The 20445-nt window shown below is 73.5% G+C and carries 25 protein-coding genes; 7 read left to right on the forward strand and 18 right to left on the reverse strand.

Annotated features, from left to right (window positions below; genetic code table 11):
* The first annotated feature begins 7 nt into the window (after positions 1–7).
* Genes ACIBA9_RS13500 through ACIBA9_RS13520 form a run of 5 tightly spaced genes read left to right on the forward strand, consistent with a single transcriptional unit; the run spans position 8 to position 5487 of the window.
* The gene (locus ACIBA9_RS13500) at positions 8–1222 is read left to right on the forward strand and encodes an ADP-ribosylglycohydrolase family protein (protein ID WP_399362540.1); all 1215 of its coding nucleotides are present in this window, start codon (positions 8–10) and stop codon (positions 1220–1222) included.
* Entirely contained in the window at positions 1210–2571 is a 1362-nt protein-coding gene (locus ACIBA9_RS13505; RefSeq protein WP_399362542.1) for an ADP-ribosylglycohydrolase family protein, read from the forward strand. Before ACIBA9_RS13500 ends, ACIBA9_RS13505 begins: the two co-directional genes overlap by 13 nt.
* Positions 2568–3461, forward strand: coding sequence for a ribokinase (gene rbsK / locus ACIBA9_RS13510; protein WP_399362544.1), 894 nt, complete (start codon positions 2568–2570; stop codon positions 3459–3461). Before ACIBA9_RS13505 ends, rbsK begins: the two co-directional genes overlap by 4 nt.
* Entirely contained in the window at positions 3458–4678 is a 1221-nt protein-coding gene (locus ACIBA9_RS13515) for a CaiB/BaiF CoA transferase family protein (RefSeq protein WP_399362545.1), read from the forward strand. The genes rbsK and ACIBA9_RS13515 overlap by 4 nt, the downstream gene beginning before the upstream one ends.
* Positions 4675–5487 (forward strand): HpcH/HpaI aldolase/citrate lyase family protein, encoded by an 813-nt coding sequence (locus ACIBA9_RS13520; protein WP_399362547.1) that lies wholly within the window; start codon positions 4675–4677, stop codon positions 5485–5487. The genes ACIBA9_RS13515 and ACIBA9_RS13520 overlap by 4 nt, the downstream gene beginning before the upstream one ends.
* A 77-nt stretch (positions 5488–5564) precedes the next feature.
* On the opposite strand, the gene lgt is transcribed toward ACIBA9_RS13520, so the two are convergent.
* From lgt to hisI, 11 genes are all read right to left on the reverse strand, one after another.
* A complete protein-coding gene (gene lgt / locus ACIBA9_RS13525) occupies positions 5565–6596 on the reverse strand; it encodes a prolipoprotein diacylglyceryl transferase (protein ID WP_399362549.1) in 1032 nt (343 codons plus the stop codon).
* An 82-nt stretch (positions 6597–6678) separates the two neighbouring features.
* Complete coding sequence (locus tag ACIBA9_RS13530; protein WP_393898660.1) at positions 6679–7455, reverse strand: DsbA family protein; 777 nt, start codon at positions 7453–7455, stop codon at positions 6679–6681.
* Positions 7456–7560: 105 nt separating this feature from the next.
* Entirely contained in the window at positions 7561–8379 is an 819-nt protein-coding gene (trpA, locus tag ACIBA9_RS13535; protein WP_399362551.1) for a tryptophan synthase subunit alpha, read from the reverse strand.
* Positions 8376–9659: a tryptophan synthase subunit beta gene (trpB, locus tag ACIBA9_RS13540; protein ID WP_362153820.1), complete on the reverse strand. Its 1284-nt coding sequence runs from the start codon at positions 9657–9659 to the stop codon at positions 8376–8378. Before trpB ends, trpA begins: the two co-directional genes overlap by 4 nt.
* Positions 9660–9727: 68 nt before the next feature.
* Positions 9728–9934 carry a tryptophan biosynthesis modulator TrpM gene (gene trpM / locus ACIBA9_RS13545; RefSeq protein WP_399362553.1) on the reverse strand — a complete coding sequence of 69 codons (207 nt, stop codon included), beginning with the start codon at positions 9932–9934 and terminating at the stop codon, positions 9728–9730.
* 22 nt (positions 9935–9956) lie between these two features.
* Positions 9957–10766, reverse strand: coding sequence for an indole-3-glycerol phosphate synthase TrpC (gene trpC / locus ACIBA9_RS13550; RefSeq protein ID WP_399362555.1), 810 nt, complete (start codon positions 10764–10766; stop codon positions 9957–9959).
* A 148-nt stretch (positions 10767–10914) separates the two neighbouring features.
* Complete coding sequence (locus ACIBA9_RS13555; RefSeq protein ID WP_399362557.1) at positions 10915–11376, reverse strand: DUF2752 domain-containing protein; 462 nt, start codon at positions 11374–11376, stop codon at positions 10915–10917.
* 201 nt (positions 11377–11577) lie between these two features.
* Positions 11578–11838, reverse strand: coding sequence for an HGxxPAAW family protein (locus ACIBA9_RS13560; RefSeq protein ID WP_362153829.1), 261 nt, complete (start codon positions 11836–11838; stop codon positions 11578–11580).
* Between the two features lie 162 nt (positions 11839–12000).
* A complete protein-coding gene (locus ACIBA9_RS13565) occupies positions 12001–12639 on the reverse strand; it encodes a TIGR02234 family membrane protein (RefSeq protein WP_399362559.1) in 639 nt (212 codons plus the stop codon).
* A gap of 52 nt (positions 12640–12691) precedes the next feature.
* Positions 12692–14170 (reverse strand): anthranilate synthase component I, encoded by a 1479-nt coding sequence (locus tag ACIBA9_RS13570; RefSeq protein ID WP_399362561.1) that lies wholly within the window; start codon positions 14168–14170, stop codon positions 12692–12694.
* Positions 14171–14180: 10 nt separating this feature from the next.
* Complete coding sequence (hisI, locus tag ACIBA9_RS13575) at positions 14181–14582, reverse strand: phosphoribosyl-AMP cyclohydrolase (RefSeq protein ID WP_393898665.1); 402 nt, start codon at positions 14580–14582, stop codon at positions 14181–14183.
* A 151-nt stretch (positions 14583–14733) separates the two neighbouring features.
* Between hisI and ACIBA9_RS13580 the strand changes: the two genes are divergently transcribed.
* Both ACIBA9_RS13580 and ACIBA9_RS13585 read left to right on the forward strand, forming a co-directional pair.
* Positions 14734–15369 carry a TIGR03085 family metal-binding protein gene (locus ACIBA9_RS13580; protein WP_399362563.1) on the forward strand — a complete coding sequence of 212 codons (636 nt, stop codon included), beginning with the start codon at positions 14734–14736 and terminating at the stop codon, positions 15367–15369.
* 14 nt (positions 15370–15383) lie between these two features.
* On the forward strand, positions 15384–15782 hold the full coding sequence (locus ACIBA9_RS13585; protein ID WP_399362565.1) for a VOC family protein: 399 nt from the start codon (positions 15384–15386) through the stop codon (positions 15780–15782).
* Positions 15783–15785: 3 nt separating this feature from the next.
* Here ACIBA9_RS13585 and ACIBA9_RS13590 read toward each other — a convergent pair whose 3' ends face one another.
* The 7 genes from ACIBA9_RS13590 to ACIBA9_RS13620 form a co-directional block, all read right to left on the reverse strand.
* Entirely contained in the window at positions 15786–17042 is a 1257-nt protein-coding gene (locus ACIBA9_RS13590) for an MFS transporter (RefSeq protein ID WP_399362567.1), read from the reverse strand.
* A gap of 43 nt (positions 17043–17085) precedes the next feature.
* On the reverse strand, positions 17086–17673 hold the full coding sequence (locus ACIBA9_RS13595; RefSeq protein ID WP_399362569.1) for an ArsR/SmtB family transcription factor: 588 nt from the start codon (positions 17671–17673) through the stop codon (positions 17086–17088).
* Between the two features lie 89 nt (positions 17674–17762).
* Complete coding sequence (hisF, locus tag ACIBA9_RS13600) at positions 17763–18518, reverse strand: imidazole glycerol phosphate synthase subunit HisF (protein WP_399362571.1); 756 nt, start codon at positions 18516–18518, stop codon at positions 17763–17765.
* Positions 18515–18910, reverse strand: a complete 396-nt coding sequence (locus ACIBA9_RS13605) for a Rid family hydrolase (RefSeq protein WP_399362573.1) — start codon at positions 18908–18910, stop codon at positions 18515–18517. Before ACIBA9_RS13605 ends, hisF begins: the two co-directional genes overlap by 4 nt.
* A complete protein-coding gene (gene priA, locus ACIBA9_RS13610; RefSeq protein ID WP_362153852.1) occupies positions 18907–19632 on the reverse strand; it encodes a bifunctional 1-(5-phosphoribosyl)-5-((5-phosphoribosylamino)methylideneamino)imidazole-4-carboxamide isomerase/phosphoribosylanthranilate isomerase PriA in 726 nt (241 codons plus the stop codon). Before priA ends, ACIBA9_RS13605 begins: the two co-directional genes overlap by 4 nt.
* 3 nt (positions 19633–19635) lie before the next feature.
* Positions 19636–20277: an imidazole glycerol phosphate synthase subunit HisH gene (gene hisH / locus ACIBA9_RS13615; protein WP_399362576.1), complete on the reverse strand. Its 642-nt coding sequence runs from the start codon at positions 20275–20277 to the stop codon at positions 19636–19638.
* On the reverse strand, positions 20277–20441 hold the full coding sequence (locus ACIBA9_RS13620; RefSeq protein ID WP_362153857.1) for a hypothetical protein: 165 nt from the start codon (positions 20439–20441) through the stop codon (positions 20277–20279). Before ACIBA9_RS13620 ends, hisH begins: the two co-directional genes overlap by 1 nt.
* Positions 20442–20445: the final 4 nt, after the last annotated feature.

Genomic DNA, 20445 nt, shown 5'->3' on the forward strand with positions numbered 1-20445 from the left:
TCGGGGCATGACGCCCGAAGTAGTCGAACAGTCGCAAAAGGCTGGAGAAGCAGACGGCCACGGCGGCCCGGCGCCGCATCCGCTCGCCGAGCGGATCACCGGCGCGCTGGTCGGAGCCGCCGTCGGCGACGCCCTCGGCGGCCCGGTCGAGGGCTACTCCCCCGACCAGATCGCCGAGCGCCACGGCGGCCGCGTGCAGGGCATCGTCGGCCCCTGGCACGGCGACGACTGGCGCACCGCCCGCCCCATCGCCCCGTACCACAAGGGCGACGGCCACGTCACCGACGACACGTTGCTGACCCACGCCCTGATCCGCGTCTACGACCGTGTCCGCGACCATCTCGACGCGTACGCGATCGCCGAGCACCTGGTCCCGGACCTGATGACCGAGCCCCGCTGGATCCCGGAACTCCAGGCCGAGGCGCTGCCGCTGCACCGCGTCTTCCTCGCCGAGAAGTGGCTGGTGGCCCGGCTCGCCTACGGGCACGTCGACCCCCGGGAGGCGGGCGTCGGCAACATCGTCAACTGCGGTGCGGCGATGTACATGGCACCCGTCGGACTGGTCAACGCCGCCGCCCCGGAAACCGCCTACGCCGAGGCGCTGGACATCGCCGGGGCGCACCAGTCGTCCTACGGCCGGGAGGCGGCCGGCGTCTTCGCCGCGGCCGTGGCCGCCGCCACCACGCCGGGCGCGACCCCGGACTCGGTCGTGGCCGCCTGTCTGTCCCTGGCCAAGGACGGCACCCGCACGGCGATCGAGGCCGTCTGCGAAGTCGCCGCACGGCACCGGGACTTCGAGTCGGCGCTCGGTCCCCTGCGCGCGGCGGTGGCCCCCTACGACACGGTCGGCCCGGACTACCGCGCCCCCACGCTGGCCGCGCGCCGCCCCTCCCGGCTGCACTCCATCGAGGAACTCCCCATCGCCCTGGGCATGCTGCTGGTCGCCGGCGGGGACTTCCGGCACGCGGTGCTCGGCTCGGTCAACTACGGCCGCGACTGCGACTCGATCGCCACGATGGCCGGCGCCCTCGCCGGCGCCCTCGGCTCGCCCGTCCCCGAGGACTGGTCGCAGACGGTCGCGCGGGCGAGCCGCCTGGACCTCTGGGAGCCGGCCCGCGCGCTCACCGAGGTCACCCGCGAGGTCTTCGCCCGGGACGTCCGCCGCCGGCGCGCCCACGAGCTGGCGTTCACCGCGCTCGGAGGCCGCCCGTGCTCCGGCTGACCTGGGTCCAGCCGGAGGACCTGCTGGGCCACGAACTGAACCAGGCCCGGCTGGACGGCCGGGAGCCGTCGGCGATCGAGGCGCGCTGGCGGGCGGCCGGCGGCCCGGCGGCCCCGGAGCGGGCGGGAGCCTCCCCGCACCGCGTGTCGCGCTATCTGCGCCTCCTCGCCGAGGATCTGCTGGACGAACTGGCCGAGCTGCCCAGCGTCCTGGCGGAGGACGAGCCGACGGAACTGCCCCGGATCCGGGCCGCGTGCCCCGACTGGCCCGCCGTACGGCTGCCCGCCGACCCGGGCCCGGCCGCCCTGGAGGCCGCCTGGCTCGGCCGGGCCATCGGCTGTCTGCTGGGCAAGCCCGTCGAGAAGCTTCCCCTGGACGGCATCCGTGCCCTGGCCCGGGCCGCCGGCAACTGGCCCCTGACCGGTTACTTCACCGCCCGGGGCGTTCCCGCCTCCCTCCTCGAGACGTATCCGTGGAACCGCCGCTCGGCCACGACCTCCCTCGCCGAGAACATCGACGGCATGCCGGAGGACGACGACCTCGACTACCCGCTGCTGGGCCTGCTGCTGCTCCAGCGCCACGGCAGGACCTTCACCACGACGGACGTGGCCCGGCTCTGGCTGGACGAACTCCCGCCGGGCCGTGCCTTCACCGCCGAACGGGTCGCCTTCCGCAACCTCCTGGCCGGCGTCGAGCCGCCGCACACGGCACGCCACCGCAATCCGTTCCGCGAGTGGATCGGCGCCCTGATCCGCGCCGACGTGCACGGCTGGACCAACCCGGGCGACCCGGCCGCCGCCGCCGAACAGGCATACCGCGACGCGGCGCTGACCCACACCGCCAACGGCGTGTACGCGGCGATGTTCACGGCCGCCGCCATCGCCACCGCCGCCACGGGCACCCACGACGTCCACGCCTGTCTGCGGGCCGGCCGCACGGTGGTACCGCCCCGCTCCCGCCTGGCGCGGGCGATCGACCACGCCGTCCGGCTGGCCGGGACGACGGCGGACTTCGACGACGTCGTGGACGCGCTGCACGCGGCGCACGGACCGACGTACCACTGGGTGCACGCCCTTCCCAACACCGCGCTGATCGCCGCCGCCCTCACCCACGCGGACGGCGACTTCACCGGCTCCGTCTGCCGGGTGGTGTCGGGCGGCTGGGACACCGACTCCTGCGGTGCCACGGCCGGCAGCATCGCCGGCCTCCTCGCGGGCGCCCCCGACGCGCTGCCCGACCGCTGGCGGGCCCCGCTGAAGAACCGGCTCGCCACCACCGTCGCCGACTTCGACGGCACCGGCTTCGACTCCCTCGCCCACCTCACCCACCTGGAGGCGACCCGCTCATGACCCATATCGCCGTCCTCGGCAGCACCAACATGGACCTCGTCACCTATGTCACGAAGGCCCCACAGCGCGGCCAGACCGTGACGGGACGGGAGTTCCGCACGATCCCCGGCGGCAAGGGCGCCAACCAGGCGATCGCGGCCGCCCGGGCCGGAGCCACCGTCTCGATGATCGGCGCGGTCGGCAACGATTCCTTCGGCCTCCGGCTGCGTGACACCCTGGAACACTCCGGCGTCGACACCGACTTCCTGCGCACCGTCGAGGGCCCCTCGGGCACCGCGCACATCGTGGTGGACGACGAGGGCGGCAACTCCATCGTCGTCATCCCGGGCGCGAACGGCACCGTCGACCACCTCTCCCCCGGCGACGAGGGGCTGATCACCTCCGCCGACACCCTGCTGCTCCAGCTGGAGATCCCGCTCGCCGCGGTCGTCGCGGGCGCCGAGGCGGCCCGCCGGCACGGGGTGCGTACGGTCCTCACCCCGTCCCCGGTCCAGCCGCTGCCCCCCGAACTCCTCGCCGTGACCGACCTGTTGGTGCCCAACCAGTACGAGGCGATCACCCTCACCGGCCGCACCGACCCGCGCGAGGCGGCCACCGCCCTGCTGGAACTGGTCCCGGAGGTCGTCGTCACCCTGGGCGCGACGGGCAGCCTCTACCTGGCCCGGGGCGTCGACCCGCTGATGGTCCCCGCGCCCCGGGTGACCGCCGTCGACACCACGGGCGCGGGCGACACCTTCGTGGGCACGCTCGCGGTGGCCCTCGCCGAGGAGAAACCGGTCCACGAGGCGCTGTCCTGGGCAGCCGCCGCGGCGGCCATCTCCGTCCAGCGGGCAGGGGCGTCGGTGTCGATGCCGTACCGCCCGGAGATCGACGCCCGGTACACCGCGTGAGGGCGCCGCGCGGGAGGGAGCCGGGGCCCACACCCCCCGCCCTGGACGGCCTGCGGGTGCTGGACCTCGCGACCCTGTTCGCCGGACCGTTGGCCGCCACGCTGCTCGGTGACTTCGGGGCCGAGGTGATCAAGGTCGAGCATCCCCGGCGGCCCGACCCCTCCCGCGGTCACGGCCCGGCCAAACGGGGCGTCGGCCTGTGGTGGAAGGTGCTCGGCCGCAACAAGCGGACCATCACCCTGGACCTGTCCACACCCGGCGGCCGCGAGACCCTGCTGCGGCTGGCCGCCACCGCCGACGTGGTCGTCGAGAACTTCCGGCCGGGCACCCTGGAGAAGTGGGAACTGGGCTGGGAGGAACTGGCCGCGGCCAATCCGGGGCTGATCCTGGCCCGCGTGACCGCCTTCGGCCAGTTCGGTCCGTACGCCCACCGCCCGGGATTCGGCACCCTCGCCGAGGCGATGAGCGGCTTCGCCGCGATCACCGGGGAGCCGGCCGGACCCCCGACGCTCCCGCCCTTCGGGCTCGCGGACTCCGTCGCGGGCCTGGCGACCGCGTACGCCGTGCTGACGGCGCTGGCCGCCCGGGAACACACCGGCACCGGCCAGGTGGTCGACATGGCGATCATCGAGCCGATCCTGTCGGTCCTCGGACCCCAGCCCACCTGGTACGACCAGCTCGGCTACGTGCAGGAGCGCACCGGCAACCGGTCGGCGAACAACGCCCCGCGCAACACCTACCGCACCGCGGACGGCACCTGGGTCGCCGTGTCCACCTCCGCGCAGTCGGTCGCGGAACGGGTGATGTGCCTGGTGGGACGGCCGGAACTGACCGAGGAACCGTGGTTCGCCACCGGCGCGGACCGGGCGGCACACGCCGATGTACTGGACGAGGCGGTCGGTTCCTGGATCGCCGTGCGCACCCGCGACGAGGTGCTCGCGGCCTTCGAGAAGGCGCAGGCGGCGGTGGCGCCGGTCCAGGACGTCCGGGACGTCCTGACGGATCCGCAGTACCAGGCCCTGGACACGGTCACCACGGTCGCCGACGCCGAGCTGGGCCCGTTGCGCATGCAGAACGTCCTCTTCCGGCTCTCCGCGACCCCCGGCGCGATCCGCTGGGCCGGCCGGCCGCACGGCGCCGACACCGATGCCGTCCTCGCCGAGCTGGGACTCGACGCGGCCGACATCGCCGCCCTGCGCGCGGAGGGCGCCCTGTGACCCGGCCCCCGCTCACCTGGCTCTACGTCCCCGGTGACCGACCGCACGTCGTCACCAAGGCGCTGACCGCGGGAGCCGACGTGGTGGTGATCGACCTGGAGGACGCGGTCGCCCCGGACCGCAAGGAGTACGCCCGCACGGCCACCGCCGAACTGCTGCGCGCGCCCCAGCCGGTGCCGGTGCACGTCCGCGTCAACGCCCTGGACGGTCCCTGGGCCGCCGCCGACCTCGCGGCGCTGGCCACACTGCCGGGCGTGTCCGGGCTGCGGCTGCCGAAGGTGACCTCGCCCGAGCAGATCAGAGGGGTCGCCGTGAGCACGCCCGTCCCGCTGTACGCCCTGCTGGAGTCGGCTCTCGCGATCGAGCGCGCCCACGCGATCGCCGGCGCCCACCCGGCCCTGCGGGGCATCTCCCTCGGTGAGGCCGATCTCCGGGCCGACCTGGGCGTACGGGCCGACGCGGGCCTGGACTGGCCGCGCTCACGGGTGGTCGTCGCCGCCCGCGCGGCGGGACTCGCCCCGCCGCCCCAGTCGGTGCACCCCGACATCCGCGACCTGGACGGCCTCGCCCGGACCTGCGCCCACGGCCGCGCCCTGGGTTTCCTCGGCCGCGCGGCGATCCACCCGCGGCAGCTCCCGGTCATCGAGCGGGCCTATCTGCCCACTGCGGCGGAGCTGGAACAGGCCGAGACGATCATCAAGGCGGCGGCGACGGACCAGGGCGCCCAGGCTCTGCCCGACGGCCGCTTCATCGACGCGGCGGTGGTCGCCATGGCCCGGCGGACGCTGTCCCTGGCCCGCAGGCACTGACCGGGCGGCGGCCCGCCGCACACGACGAGGGCGCCCGGGGATCCCCCGGGCGCCCTCGGTGTCGTCGCGATCGGCCGTCAGCTCTTCCCGGTCACCGACCCGGCGCCGTCCTGGGCATCCCCGGCGGCGTCCTCGGCGTCCTCGGCGTCCTTGCCGCCGGTCTCGGCCTCCCGCTCCGGGCCGGTCTTCCGTTCCCCCTCGGCCGCGGTCCGCACGCCGTCGGAGTCACGGTCGACCGTCTCGTCGGAGACACCGGGGACGCCGTCGGCCGAGCCGTCCTGGAGGTCGTCGGCCGCGCCCGGTTCCACGACCGCCTCGCGCCCCGGCCGCTTCTTCGACGACACCACCATGTACGTCACGGCCAGCAGGAAGACGATCAGCGCGGTCCAGTCGTTGAGGCGCAGACCGAGGATGTGGTGGGCGTCGTCCACACGCATGTACTCGATCCAGCCGCGGCCCACGCAGTACGCGGCGACGTACAGGGCGAAGGCCCGGCCGTGGCCCAGCTTGAAGCGGCGATCGGCCCAGATGACGAGGAAACCGACGCCGACGCACCACAGGGACTCGTAGAGGAAGGTCGGGTGGTAGTAGCCCGGCACCCGGCCGCCCTCGGCGGAGGTGATGTGCAGCGCCCAGGGAACATGCGTCTCGCGGCCGTACAGCTCCTGGTTGAACCAGTTGCCCCAGCGGCCGATGGCCTGCGCGAAGGCGATACCCGGCGCGACGGCGTCGGCGTACGCGGGCATGGGCACGCCACGGCGCCGCGCGCCGATCCACGCGCCCAGCGCGCCGAGGGCGATCGCGCCCCAGATGCCCAGGCCGCCCTCCCACACCTTGAAGGCGTCCACCCAGTCACGGCCGTCGCTGAAGTACAGCTCGTAGTCCGTGATCACGTGGTAGAGCCGGCCGCCGACCAGGCCGAACGGCACGGCCCAGACCGCGATGTCGGCGACCGTGCCGGACCGTCCACCGCGGGCGATCCAGCGCTTGTTGCCGAGCCAGACGGCAACGAAGACGCCGATGATGATGCAGAAGGCGTAGCCGCGCAGCGGGATGGGGCCGAGATACAGCACCCCGTGCGACGGGCTGGGAATGTAGGCAAGTTCCATGGCAGGTCCGACGCTACCGTGCCGGGCCGCGGGGACGGTAAGCAGCCGGGCTACGGGTCCATAACAGGGGCGTGGGAAACGCTCACCCCTTGTCGGCGTCCTCCACCATCTGCTTGAGCTTGGCCGGGGTCATCGTCTGGTCCTGGTAGATGTTCTTGCCGCCGAGCAGGACCGTCGGCGTGCCACTGAAGCCGCCGGACTGGAACGCCTTGTGGGACTTGTCCACCCAGCTGTTGTGGGTGCCGTCGCGCACACACTTCCGGAAGGCCGGCGTGTCCAGGCCCTTCACCTTGCCGGCCAGCTCGATCAGCTTGGCGTCGTCGCCGAAGGTGTCGTCGGTCTCCTTGGGCTGGTTCGCGTACAGCAGGTCGTGGTAGTCGCGGAACTTCCCCGCGTCCTGGGCGCAGGCAGCGGCGTTGGCCGCGCGCAGGGAGCCGCTGCCGCCGAGGTTGCCGTCGATCAGCCGGACCAGGTGGTAGTCGATCCTGAGCTTTCCGGCGTCGACCAGTTCATGCAGCGTCGGCCGGTACGCCGTCTCGAAGGCCTGGCAGGCCGGGCAGCGGAAGTCCTCCCAGACGGTGAGCGTGGACTTGGCGCCGTCCTTGCCGACCGGGATGGCGAGGCTGTCCTTGCCCTGTGCCCCCGAGGGCGCCACGACCGGGCCCGCCTTGTCGCCGCCCTTGTGCTTTCCGGAGTTCGCGGCGACCACGCCGATCACCGCCGCGAGGCCGAGGACGCAGACGACGCTCGCGCCCACGATCAGGGTGCGGCGCCGCTTCTCCGCCGATTTCTGCTTCTCGCGCTCGACCGTCAGCCGCTCCCGGGCCGTGCGCTTTCCGTCACGGTTCTTCTCGCTCACACCCCCAGAACGAACCGGGGAGGCGCAGCGCGCCTCCCCGGTCCGAGGTCCACCCCTTCGGGTGACCGGGTCGTCCGTCGTGAACGCCGACGGACGACCATCGCGTCACGCCTGTCCGCGCACGCCCTTCGCCAGCTCGCCGGCGAGCCGGCGGACCCCCGCGATGCCGGCGGCGTGGTCGGGGGCGTCCAGCATCAGCTTGACGAACGCCGAGCCGACGATGACGCCGTCGGCGAAGCCGGCGACCTCGGCGGCCTGGGCCGGGTTGGAGACGCCGAGGCCGACGCAGACGGGCAGTTCGGTCCCGGTGCGGCGGGTGCGCTCGACCAGGTCCTGCGCCTGCGCGCCCACCGACTCGCGCGTGCCGGTGACGCCCATCAGCGAGGCGGCGTAGACGAAGCCGCTGCCCGCCTCGGTGATCCGGGCGAGCCGCTCGTTCTTGCTGCTGGGGGCGACGACGAAGACGGTGGCGAGACCGTGCTTGTCGGCGTGCTCGCGCCACAGCGCCGATTCCTGGACCGGCAGGTCGGGCAGGATGCAGCCCGCGCCGCCCGCCTCGGCCAGCTCGGCGGTGAAGCGCTCGACGCCGTAGCGGTCGATCGGGTTCCAGTACGTCATGACGAGCACGGGCTTGCCGGTGGCCTCGTGGGCCTCGCGGACCGTGCGCATGACGTCCGCGATCTTCACGCCGCCGCGCAGGGCGATGTCGTCGGCGGTCTGGATGACCGGGCCGTCCAGGACCGGGTCGCTGTGCGGCAGCCCGACCTCGACGACGTCGGCGCCGCCGTCGAAGACGGCCTTGATGGTCTCGATGCCGCCGTCGACGGTCGGGAAGCCGGCCGGGAGGTAGGCGATCAGCGCGGACCGGCCCTCGGCCTTGGCGGCCGCGAGGGTGTCCGTCAACAGCCGGATGTTGCCGCTCACTTGGCGTCCCCCTCGATCTCGGCGGTGTCGGCCGCGTCGGCGGCCACCTCGGCGTCGGTGTCGTACAGGTCGAAGTAACGGGCGGCGGTGTCCATGTCCTTGTCGCCGCGGCCGGACAGGTTGACGACGATCAGGCCGTCCTTGCCCAGTTCCTTGCCGACCTCCAGGGCGCCGGCCAGGGCGTGGGCGCTCTCGATGGCCGGGATGATGCCCTCGGTGCGCGACAGCAGGCGCAGGGCCTGCATGGCGGCGTCGTCGGTGACCGCGCGGTACTCGCCGCGCCCGGAGTCCTTCAGATAGGAGTGCTCGGGGCCGATGCCCGGGTAGTCCAGACCGGCCGAGATCGAGTACGGCTCGGTGATCTGGCCCTCCTCGTCCTGGAGGACGTAGGAGCGGGAGCCGTGCAGGATGCCGGGTTCGCCCGCGGTCAGGGTGGCCGCGTGCTCGCCGGTCTCGATGCCGTGTCCGGCGGGCTCGCAGCCGATGAGCCGGACGCCCTCGTCGGGGATGAACGCGTGGAAGAGGCCGATGGCGTTGGAGCCGCCGCCGACGCAGGCGACGGCCGCGTCCGGCAGGCGTCCGGCCCGCTCCAGCAGCTGGCGGCGGGCCTCGACGCCGATGACCCGGTGGAAGTCGCGGACCATGGCCGGGAAGGGGTGGGGGCCGGCGACCGTGCCGAACAGGTAGTGGGTGTGGTCGACGTTGGCGACCCAGTCGCGGAAGGCCTCGTTGATGGCGTCCTTGAGGGTGCGGCTGCCGGACTTCACGGCGACTACCTCTGCGCCGAGCATGCGCATGCGGGCGACGTTGAGGGCCTGGCGCCGCGTGTCGACCTCGCCCATGTAGATGGTGCAGTCGAGGCCGAAGAGCGCGCAGGCGGTGGCGGTCGCGACGCCGTGCTGGCCGGCGCCGGTCTCGGCGATGACCCGGGTCTTGCCCATCCGCCTGGTGAGCAGGGCCTGGCCGAGCACGTTGTTGATCTTGTGGGAACCGGTGTGGTTGAGGTCCTCGCGCTTGAGGAACACCCGGGCACCGCCGGCGTGTTCGGCGAAGCGCGGCACCTCGGTCAGGGCGCTGGGCCGGCCGGTGTAGTGGACGAGCAGGTCGTCCAGCTCGCGGGCGAACTCGGGGTCGGCCTTGGCCTTGTCGTACTCGACGGCGACCTCGTCCACGGCGGCGACGAGGGCCTCCGGGATGAACTTGCCGCCGTACGCGCCGAAGTAGCCCTCGGCGCTGGGCACCTGGCCGGTGGGATCGGGGATGAAGAACTCGCTGGGCATGCGGAAACCTCACGGTGAGTGCGGAAGAAGATCACGAATCGCCGTGGGGCGGAGGATGTCGAACGGCCTCAGCCGATGTGTGGCCGGCCGCGCGGCTCCCCGCGCCCCTTGGGGGCGCGCTGCCATCGGCGGCCGTTCACCTGCCCGGGTTCGTCGCCGATGACGTACCGCACACGCCGGCCGTGGACGCGCCTCGCCGGGGCGCGGCAGCCACGCGGCCGGCAGCCGCGCGCGAGGCGGGCGTACCGGTCCACGGTCGTCATGGTGGGAGTCATCGGGACCAAGCCTAGCGGGGGATCAGCCGCGCCCGTGCCGGAGCGCGGGGTGCTCGCCCGCGGCGACCAGGTCGGACACGGCGGCCTTCGGGTCGCGGCCGGTGACGAGGGACTCGCCGACCAGCACCGCGTCGGCGCCGGCATTGGCGTAGGCGATCAGGTCGTGCGGTCCGCGCACCCCGGACTCGGCCACCGTGACGATGCCCTCCGGGATCTCCGGGGCGACCCGCTCGAAGGTGCCGCGGTCCACCTCCAGCGTCTTGAGGTTGCGCGCGTTGATGCCGATGACCTTGGCGCCCGCGTCCACGGCCCGCTCGAGCTCGTCCTCGTCGTGCACCTCGACGAGGGGGGTGAGCCCGATGGACACGGCCCGCTCGATCAGCGACTCCAGGGCCGACTGGTCGAGGGCGGCCACGATCAGCAGCGCGAGGTCGGCGCCGTAGGCGCGGGCCTCCCAGAGCTGGTACGACGTGACGATGAAGTCCTTGCGCAGGACCGGGATGTCCACCCGCGCGCGCACGGCCTCCAGGTCGGCGAGCGAGCCGCCGAAGCGGCGCTGTTCGGTGAGGACGGAGATGACGGCCGCGCCGCCCGCCTCGTAGTCCGCGGCCAGCCCGGCCGGGTCGGCGATCGCGGCCAGCGCGCCCTTGGAGGGGCTGGAGCGCTTGACCTCGCAGATCACCTTGACGCCGTCGCCCTTGAGCGCGGCCACCCCGTCCTTGGCGGGCCGGGCCTTGGCCGCGCGCTCCTTGAGCTCTTCGAGGCTGACGCGCGCCTGCCGCTCCGCGAGGTCGGCACGGACTCCGTCGATGATCTCGTCGAGCACACTCACGCGAGCGGCCCCCTTCCTGGCGGTGGTTCCTTCAGGTTTTCCTTCAGGTTTTCGCAAACCCGCGGTCACTGCGATGGTATCCGCAGGAGCGGGTCGGCCTCGCATCCGGTGGACCGCGGTCCCATCGACTGGACATCTCACCGGTCGGTCAGGGGTGCAGCCAGGCGCCGAACGGCAGGTTCCGGACGATCGTGAAGGCCAGCAGCAGCACGCCGGCCGCCCACAGGTGCGCCGGCCCCGGGTCCAGCCGCGGCGGCCGGTTGCCTACCGTGCGGATCACCCAGACGGTCCACAGCACCGCGCAGGCCAGAGAGGCCGCCACCCCGAGCGCGTTGTCCCGCAGGGCGGTGAGCACGTCGCCGTGCAGGAGGGCGTGGGTGGCACGCAGCCCGCCGCATCCCGGGCAGTACAGGCCGGTGAGCCGGTACAGCGGGCAGACGGGGTAGTGGCCGCCTTCGCCGGGGTCGACGACGCCGACGTAGGCGAGGGCCCCGGCGGCGAGCGCGAACAGTCCGCCGGGCACGGCCAGCCGTCGTGCGGGCCCGGTGGGAGCGGCCCGCGAAACCGGCGTCGGGGGCGGGGGCGGGGCCGTACGGCGGTCGGCGGTCACGGCCGCATCCTGACCCGCCGGGCCGTCTCGCGCCCGTCCGGGATGTCCGGCCGGGTGACGGTCCACGCGGGCGCCGGACCGGCCGGACCCGCGCCCGGGGGGGCAGGGGCGGCCGGTCCGCGCCGCGTACGCGACGAGGGGCGGACCGGCGCCCCTGGGGGCGCCGGTCCGCCCCTCGTGGGCAGGCGTGAGGGGTGAGGCTCAGCTCTCGGCGCCGGCCGGCTCGCGGGTCGCGAGGGGGGTGTTGTTCGGGGTGGCGTGGGCCTGCTGCTTGGGCATACCGAGGCCCATGGCGCGCATGATGGCGCCGACGACGCCGCCGAGGACCACGATCACCATGCCGGCCCAGAAGCCGAGCGGCTGGGCCATCACCATGAAGGCGCCCGCGACGCAGAAACCGATGAAGGCGATGGTGACGCCGGTCCAGGCGGCCGGGGTGTGACCGTGGCTGCTGCCCGCCATGACTTTGCTCCTCGTTGCTGTGTACGTGTGGTGTACGTGTCCGTACGGGGCCGTACGGCTGCGAGTCCGCCCGTCACCGTGCGAGCCGGACGCTCACCGTCCATTGTCCCGTACGCGCACGCGTGCCGGACGCGGGGGTGGCGTCTGGTTCACCACACCGGGTCAGGCGCCGGTCGGGTCCTCGCCGCGGTCCAGCGCCTTCCAGATCTCCTCGGGCCGCTCCGGGTCGACCGGCCGGGCCTTGCGGCGCGGACGGTCGGTGCCGCGCTCGTAGCGGCCGGACATGGCGGGCCACAGGCTGCCGTAGCGCAGGGCGAGCAGCCCGGCGAGCAGGATCAGGGCGCCGCCGACGGCCGCGACGTAGGGCCAGCCGGTGTGGCTGAGCGCGCCGACCGTGGCGGAGGTGTCGCCGCTCACCTTGGCCGCCTGCTCGTCCAGCGAGGAGCCGTCGGAGGCGCTCACCAGGGCGGTGGCGACGATGCCGGCACCGGAGAGCGCGAGCAGGGCGGCCACCAGCAGCCGGCCGGCCTTGCGGACGGCGAAGACGGCGACGAGCGCGGCGAGGCCCACTATGGCGAGGGCGGCGGGGACGCCGGTGACGTCGCTGCCCTTCGCGGACAGCGGGAACGCGCCACCGGCCACGGTGGCGGTGCCCTCCGCCCAGCGCTGGCGGCTCGCGAGCAGCGCGACGGCCGCGCCGAGGGCACCGCACAGGAGGGCCACGGCGAGGCTCCGCCGGCCGGACCGGGCGGGAGCGGCGGCTTCGGAACGAGGGTGCGGAACAGCAGTCACGTACTCCACTATCGCCTGAACCCCGGGCGAAGCGTCACCCGGGGCTCGTATGAGAAGCGCCCTACCGGCCCAGCCGGTTGGCGGTGTGCACCGCCCGCAGGACCGCGGCCGCCTTGTTGCGGCACTCCTGGTCCTCGGCCACCGGGTCGGAGTCGGCGACGATGCCGGCGCCCGCCTGCACGTACGCCGTGCCGTCCCGCAGGAGGGCGGTGCGGATGGCGATCGCGGTGTCGGAGTCGCCGGCGAAGTCCAGATAGCCGACGCAGCCGCCGTACAGGCCGCGCCGGGACGGCTCCAGTTCGTCGATGATCCGCATCGCGCGCGGCTTGGGGGCGCCGGAGAGGGTGCCGGCCGGGAAGCACGCGGTGAGCACGTCGAAGGCGGTGCGGCCGGCGGCCACCTTGCCGGTGACGGTGGAGACGATGTGCATCACGTGCGAGTAGCGCTCGATGGACATGAAGTCGACCACCTCGACCGATCCGGGCTCGCAGACCCGGCCGAGGTCGTTGCGGCCGAGGTCCACCAGCATCAGGTGCTCGGCGCGTTCCTTGGGGTCGGCGAGCAGTTCCTCGGCGAGGGCCTGGTCCTCCCGGGGCGTGGCCCCGCGCGGCCGGGTGCCGGCGATGGGGTGCACCATCGCGCGTCCGTCCTCCACCTTCACGAGGGCCTCGGGCGAGGAGCCGACGACGTCGAACCCCTCGAAGCGGAAGAGGTACATGTACGGCGAGGGATTGGTCGCCCGGAGCACCCGGTAGACGTCCAGCGCGCTCGCCGTGCAGGGGGTCTCGAAGCGCTGGGAGGGCACCACCTGGAAGGCCTCGCCCGCGCGGATGCGCTCCTTGACGTCCTCGACGGCCGCCCGGAAGTCGGGGCCGCCCCACAGCGCGGTGTACTCGGGCAGCTCGGAGGGCGGCAGGACGGCCGGGGGCTGGGCCACCGCGCGCGTGAGGTCGGCCTCCATGGCGTCGAGGCGGGCCACCGCGTCGGCGTAGGCCTCGTCCACACCGGTGTCCAGGTCGTTGTGGTTGATCGCGTTGGCGATCAGCAGGACCGAGCCCTCCCAGTGGTCCATGACCGCGAGGTCGCTGGTCAGGAGCATGGTCAGCTCGGGCAGTCCGAGGTCGTCGCGTTCCCCGGGGCCGATCTTCTCCAGCCGGCGGACGATGTCGTAGCCGAGGTAGCCGACCATGCCGCCGGTGAAGGGCGGCAGGCCCTCCTGGTGGGGGGTGTGCAGGGTCTGGATCGTGGCGCGCAGGGCCTGGAGCGGGTCGCCGTCGACGGGGACACCGACCGGCGGGGTGCCGAGCCAGTGGGTCCGTCCGTCACGCGCGGTCAGCGTGGCGGCGCTGCGGACGCCGACGAAGGAGTACCGGGACCAGGAGCGGCCGTTCTCCGCCGACTCCAGCAGGAAGGTGCCGGGGCGCTCGGCGGCGAGCTTGCGGTAGAGCGCGACCGGGGTGTCGCCGTCGGCGAGGAGCTTGCGCGTGACCGGGATGACACGCCGGTCGGTGGCCAGCTTGCGGAAGGTCTCGAGGTCCATGGCCGCGACCCTACTGATCCCGACCGGCGGGACCCGAATCGGCGTCCTTCAGCAGGACGTCCTCGTCGAAGCAGGTGCGCGCGCCGGTGTGGCAGGCGGCGCCCACCTGGTCGACCTCGACCAGCAGGGTGTCGGCGTCGCAGTCCAGCGCGACCGACCTGACCCACTGGTAGTGGCCGGAGGTGTCGCCCTTGACCCAGTATTCCTGGCGGCTGCGCGACCAGTAGGTGCAGCGTCCGGTGGTCAGGGTCCGGTGCAGCGCCTCGTCGTCCATCCAGCCGAGCATGAGCACCTCGCCGGTGTCGTACTGCTGGGCGATGGCGGGGAGGAGGCCGTCGGCGCCGCGCTTGAGGCGCGCGGCGATCTCCGGGTCGAGGCTGCTGGGCCGGGGGGTGCCGGTCGTACGGGTCATGGGTGCCATTGTGCCGCGCCGCACCGGTACGGCCGGGGCCGTGTCCAGGAAATGGTCGCGGCGTCCGGGGCGCCCGCGCGGAGAGGGCCATCGGGGGGTGGTGGCCGGGTGGCGGGTGGGCGGACCGATCATGTGGTCGTAGGCTGACCTCATGTCGACCTTCGCCAAGCGTGAACGGCTTTTGCTGGCTGACCTCTTGGAAACCGTCGGTCCGGACGCCGAGACCCTCTGCGAGGGCTGGCGGACCCGGGATCTGGCCGCGCACGTGGTCGTGCGCGAGCGCCGTCCGGACGCGGCGGGCGGTGCGCTGATCAAGCAGCTCGTGCCGCGCCTGGAGCGGGTGATGGCCGAGTACACCGCCAAGCCGTACGAGGAGCTGATCCAGCTGATCCGTACCGGCCCGCCGCGGTTCTCGCCCTTCCAGCTCAAGCAGGTGGACGAGGCGGCCAACATCGTCGAGTTCTACGTCCACACCGAGGACGTCCGCCGTGCCCAGCGGGACTGGAGCCGGCGCGAGCTGGACTCGGTGTTCCAGGACACGCTGTGGTCCCGGCTGGAGCGCACCGCCCGGCTGGTGGGCCGGGGGGTGCCGACGGGGCTGGTGCTGCGCCGCCCGGACGGCCAGACCGCGGTGGCCCACCGGGGTACGCCGGTGGTCACGGTGACCGGCGAGCCGTCGGAGCTGCTGATGTTCGCGCTCGGCCGGCAGGACGCGGCCGAGGTGGAGCTGGACGGTGACGCGGAGGCGATCGCCCGGCTGCACGAGTCCAGGCAGCTGGGCATCTGAGAGGGGCTCCTGCCGTGATCAAGGTCGCGATGACCGGTGTGTACGTGGACGACGTGGCGACGGCGCACGCGTTCTACACCGGCATCCTCGGTTTCGAGACGCGCCTGCACATGGACCTGGGCGACGACACGCTGTTCGTGACGGTCGGGGCGCCCGAAGGGGCCCAGCCGGACCTCCAGCTGCTGCTGGAGCCGGGCCAGGGCCCCGTCGCCGAGCCGTACCGCCGGGCGCTGTACGAGGCGGGCATCCCGTGCATCGTCTTCTCCGTGGACGATCTGTGGGCGGAGTACGAGCGGCTGCGGGGCCTGGGTGTGCGCTTCACGCACGAGCCCCGGGAGCAGGGGCCGGTGCTGGCGGCGGTGTTCGACGACACGGTCGGCAATCTGGTGCAGCTGGTCCAGCCGAGGCAGTGAGCCTCAGCCGGGCAGTTCCGCGCGGCGCAGGGCGGGGACGACCAGGGCGACGACCCCGCCGAGGCCGCAGACGACCGCGCTGACCAGGTAGACCGGGCCGAGGCCCCACGCCCCGATCGCGGCGGCCGCGAACGGCATGCCGAGCGGGGCGAGGCCGAGGCTGACCAGGCCGGCCACGGCGGAGACCCGGCCGAGGCAGGCGGGGTCGGACTGGGTCTGGAGCAGGGCTCCGCACAGGGCGCCGCTGAGCCCGGTGAGCAGGCCGACGGCCAGGGCCGCCCCGACGGCGGCGGCGAGCGTGGGGACGAAGGCGAGGGCGCCGACGGCCACGGAGCCGGCGACGCACGAGCAGCCGGTGACCAGCCCGGCCCGGGGCACCCGGCCCCGCACGGTCAGCACCAGGGCGGCGGCGCCCGCGCCGACGCCGAACCCGGCGAGCACCCAGCCCATACCCGAGGCGCCCCAGCCGCGGCGGTCGGCGAGCAGGGTCAGGCCGACGTTGAGGGGGCCGACGAAGCCGAGGTCGCCGAGGGCTATGGCCAGCATCAGCGGGGCGAGGACGCGGTGGCCGCGGATGTAGCGCAGACCGGTGGCGAGGTCGCCGAGCGGGGTGCCGGGCCCGGCGTCGGCGGAGTCGTCCCGGGGCAGGTCGCGTGTCCGTACGGAGACCAGCAGCGGTACGGAGACGGCGATGAGCAGCCCGGCGAGGCCGAAGGCGGCCGCCGGTCCGCCGACGGCCACGCCGAGGCCGCCGAGCGGGGCGCCGAGGACGGTGGAGAAGCGGATGGCGAGGCCGCGCATGCCCTGGACCCGGGCGAGCTGGCCCTTGCCGGTGAGGCGGACCGGGAGGGCGCCGACGGCGGGCATGAAGACCGCGTCGACCGTGCCGAAGACCAGCGCCAGCGCGGCGAGCGGCCAGAGCCCGGGGCTGGTGAGGAAGAGCAGGGCGGCCACGGCGAGGACGGCCGCGCAGCGCACGGCGTCGCTGCCGATGACGACCGCGCGCGGGCCGAGCCGGTCGGCGAGGACGCCGCCGCCGAGCATCAGCAGGGCGCGGGGCAGGGCGCTGACGGACATCACGACACCGGCCTGGGCCGGGCTGCCGGCCTGGACGGCGGCCCAGGACAGGGCGAGGAAGTAGACGCCGTCGCCGAGCATCGAGGAGGTGTAGGCGGTGAGCCAGCGCAGGACGTTGGGGTCGCGGTGGGCGGGGCGGTCCTCGGTGAGCGGGGTCGCGGGCGAGATGAGCGCGGCGGTCACGGAAGTCCTCTCAGAACTCGGACACGGAACTCGGACACGGAACTCAGACACGGAACGGGAAGCCGTACTGGATCAGCGCGACGTGTTCGCGCCCCTCGGTCTCACCGGCGGCCTCCGCGGCCCGGCTCCGCTCGTCGTACCGCTGGAGGAGGGCCCGCAACTCCTCTTTGAGGGCGGTGAGTTCGGCCGGGGTCAGGCGCATCCAGGACTCGACGTCCAGGTTCGCGGCGTTCCACTCGGCGCTCCAGGTGGCGCGTTCGTCCAGGTAGCGCCGGTAGCGGTCGGCGCGCTGGTCGTGGAAGAGCCGGGTGGCCGCCAGGTGCGCCGCGGACTTGCCCGGGTCGTCGCGGAAGTCCGCGTCCTGGATGCTCACGCCGTCGGACGCGGGCCGCCACCAGCGCTCCCGCCCGTCCGCGGTCTGCGGTTCGGCCTCTTCGATGAGCCCGTGCCCGGCCAGCCTGCGCAGGTGGTAGCTGACGAGGGAGACGGCCTCGTCCACGTGCTCGGCGAGCTGGGACGCGGTGGCGACGTCCTGGACGCACAGCAGCCGGTACAACTCGGCCCTCAGCGGGTGGGCGAACGCCTTGAGGGTGCCGACATCGGTGATCCGCCGGTTCTCTCTGCCTGCCATGCCCATGACTGTAGATACGAAAGAAAAGTTGCGCAACGAATCTTGCGCAACTTTCCTTTCGTATCCGCGAGATGGCGTTCGGCGGGGATTCAGCGCACGGGGTGTCCCGCCTCGCGCAGCGTCCGCTTCACCTCGCCGATCCGCAGATCTCCGAAGTGGAAGACCGAGGCGGCCAGCACCGCGTCCGCGCCCGCCGCGACGGCCGGCGGGAAGTCGGCCGCCTTGCCGGCGCCGCCCGAGGCGATCACCGGGACGGTGACGTGCTTACGGACGGCCGCGATCATCTCCAGGTCGTAGCCGTCCTTCGTGCCGTCCGCGTCCATGGAGTTGAGCAGGATCTCCCCGGCGCCCAGCTCGGCGGCCCGGTGCGCCCACTCGACGGCGTCGATGCCGGTGCCCCGGCGGCCGCCGTGGGTCGTCACCTCGAAGGAACCCGACTCGGTGCGGCGCGCGTCCACCGACAGCACCAGCACCTGCCGGCCGAACCGCTCGGCGATCTCCCGGATCAGATCGGGGCGGGCGATGGCCGCGGTGTTCACGCCCACCTTGTCGGCGCCCGCCCGCAGCAGCCGGTCCACGTCCTCGGCCGCGCGGACCCCGCCGCCGACGGTCAGCGGGATGAACACCTGCTCGGCGGTGCGGCGCACCACGTCGTAGGTCGTCTCCCGGTTGCCGGAGGACGCGGTGATGTCGAGGAACGTCAGCTCGTCGGCGCCCTCGGCGTCGTACACCTTGGCCATCTCGACGGGGTCGCCCGCGTCGCGCAGGTTCTGGAAGTTGACGCCCTTGACTACCCGGCCGGCGTCCACGTCCAGGCACGGGATGACCCGTACGGCCAGCGTCATGCGGACCCTCCCCGGAACGCCTCCACCTCGACCTCGACGACGAGGCTGGGGTCCACCAGACCGGAGACGATGATCATGGACGCGACGGGCCGGACGGTGTCGAACAGCTCCTTGTGGGCGCGGCCGACGTCCTCCACGTCCCGGGCGTGCGTGAGGTACATGCGCGTGCGCACCACGTCGTCACGGCCGAGGCCCAGCTGGGCGAGCGCGGCCAGCGCGACGCCGAAGGAGTTGACCGCCTGGTCGTAGGGGCCGCCCCCGGCGATCTGGCCGTCCACGATGGACGTGCAGCCCGAGACCAGCACCAGGCCGTTCGGCAGCTCCACCGCACGGGAGTAGCCGAACTGCTCCTCCCAGGGCGCGCCGGTGGAAACTCGTCGTACGTCGCTCACTGAGCCACCGCCTCCAGGGCCTCTTCCAGGGTGAACGCCTTCGCGTACAGGGCCTTGCCGACGATGGAGCCCTCGACACCGAGGGGGACCAGCTCGGCGATGGCGCGCAGGTCGTCCAGGGACGACACGCCGCCGGACGCCACGACCGGGCGGTCGGTGGCGGCACACACGTTCCGCAGCAGCTCCAGGTTCGGGCCCTGGAGGGTGCCGTCCTTGGCGATGTCGGTGACGACGTAACGGGCGCAGCCCTCCTTGTCGAGGCGCTCCAGCGTCTCGTAGAGGTCGCCGCCGTCCCGGGTCCAGCCGCGGCCGCGCAGGGTCGTGCCGCGCACGTCCAGACCGACCGCGATGCGGTCGCCGTGCTCGGCGATGACCCGGGCGACCCACTCGGGGGTCTCCAGGGCGGCGGTGCCGAGGTTCACCCGGGTGCAGCCGGTGGCGAGGGCCGCGGCGAGGGTGGCGTCGTCGCGGATGCCACCGGACAGCTCGACCTTGATGTCCATCGCCCCAGCGACCTCGGCGATCAGCGCGCGGTTGTCGCCGGTGCCGAACGCGGCGTCCAGGTCGACCAGGTGCAGCCACTCGGCGCCGGAGCGCTGCCAGGCGAGGGCGGCCTCCAGCGGGGAGCCGTAGGAGGTCTCGGTCCCGGACTCGCCGTGCACGAGGCGTACGGCCTGGCCGTCGCGGACGTCGACGGCGGGGAGGAGTTCGAGCTTGGCCATGGTCTACAGGGTTCCGATCCAGTTGGTGAGGAGCTGGGCGCCGGCGTCGCCGGACTTCTCGGGGTGGAACTGGGTGGCCCACAGGGCGCCGTTCTCCACGGCGGCCACGAAGGGCTTGCCGTGGGTCGCCCAGGTCACCTTCGGGGCCGCGATCACCGGGTTGTGCGACTCCAGGGCCCAGTCGTGGACCGCGTAGGAGTGCACGAAGTAGAAGCGGGCGTCGTCGTCCACGCCCGCGAACAACTCCGAGCCGGCCGGGGCGTCCACGGTGTTCCAGCCCATGTGGGGCACCACGTCGGCCTGGAGCGGCTCGACCGTGCCGGGCCACTCGTCCAGCCCCTCGGTCTCCACCGCGTGCTCGATGCCGCGCGCGAAGAGGATCTGCATGCCGACGCAGATGCCCATCACCGGGCGGCCGCCGGACAGCCTGCGGTCGATCACCCAGTCGCCGCGCGCCTCGCGCAGCCCCCGCATACAGGCGGCGAACGCGCCGACACCCGGTACGAGCAGGCCGTCGGCGTTCATCGCCCGGTCGTAGTCGCGGGTGATCTCCACGTCCGCGCCCGCGCGCGCGAGGGCCCGCTCGGCGGAACGGACGTTGCCGAAGCCGTAGTCGAGGACGACGACCTTCTTCGGCGTGCTCATCAGCTCCACACCTCCAGCCGCATGACACCCGCGACGAGGCACATGGCCGCGCCGATGGAGAGCAGCACGATGAGGCTCGCGGGCATCTTCTGCTTGGCGAAGGAGATGATCCCGCCGACGAGGAAGAGGCCGACGACGATCAGGATGGTGGACAGACCGTTCATGGGG

Source organism: Streptomyces sp. NPDC051452 (assembly GCF_044454765.1).
Lineage (GTDB): Bacteria > Actinomycetota > Actinomycetes > Streptomycetales > Streptomycetaceae > Streptomyces.